Origin of the sequence: Myroides sp. LoEW2-1, from assembly GCF_009767705.1 — a bacterium.
Classification (GTDB): Bacteria; Bacteroidota; Bacteroidia; order Flavobacteriales; family Flavobacteriaceae; genus Flavobacterium; species Flavobacterium album_A.
This window is the reverse complement of the sequence record NZ_WSPP01000390.1, coordinates 1-813: the sequence shown is the minus strand read 5'-3', so window position 1 is coordinate 813 and position 813 is coordinate 1. Positions and strand designations below refer to the sequence as shown.

General features: G+C 31.9%; 1 protein-coding gene. It reads left to right on the top strand.

Annotated features, from left to right (window positions below; all coding sequences use genetic code 11):
• Window positions 1-609, top strand: a 609-nt coding sequence (locus tag GOQ24_RS16315) for a peptidoglycan-binding protein LysM (RefSeq protein ID WP_160340172.1), incomplete at its 5' end; no start/stop codon positions are given.
• Window positions 610-813: the final 204 nt, after the last annotated feature.

The following is an 813-nucleotide window of genomic DNA, read 5'->3' as shown; positions in this document are numbered from 1 at the left end:
GCTTTATTAGTAGGAGGTGTAGTTTCAGGTTTTAAGAAATATGAAATTAGCCTTTTAGAACAGTATAAAATTGTTCCTACAGGGACTCTTTCTTATGTAAATCCAATGGAAACACAAATAGAAGGAGACGATAATTTAGCAATTCCGTTTTTAGGAAAGACCTATATGGGATTCAAGCAGGCACTAGGTGTCCGAGAATCATATGGATTATACAAAATTGTTAATTCATTCGGTTACATGGGAAAATATCAATTTGGTAAAGTAGCACTTAAATCAATTGGTATTACAGACACGAAAACGTTCTTAGATGATCCATTGTTACAAGAAAAAGCATTTGATGCTTTGGTAGCAAAAAACAAGTGGATTCTTAGAAATGAGATTAGAAAATTTGAAGGGAAAAGGATTAATGGTATTACTATCACTGAATCTGGAATCATTGCTGCTGCGCATTTAGGAGGAGCTGGTTCAGTAAAGAAATTTTTAAACAGTGGTGGGCAACAAGGCTTTAGTGACGGATATGGAACATCAATCCGCTCTTATTTAGAAGCTTTTAGCGGATATGATACATCTGAAATCTTTGCAGAGAAAAATGCTGTAGTTTCTCTTTAATTAAAAAAGAAAATAATACTTAAAGCGATATATTGAATTTTAATATATCGCTTTTTTGTTTTTTAATTTGGATTATTAAAAAAAAGTATGTTACATTTGTAATCAAATACAAAGTGAAATAATGAATTTAATTCTTACAAATACTTGGTGGTGGACTCAACTTACGTCAAATGTCGTGAGCAGTCCTTGCTATGTATATAAGAG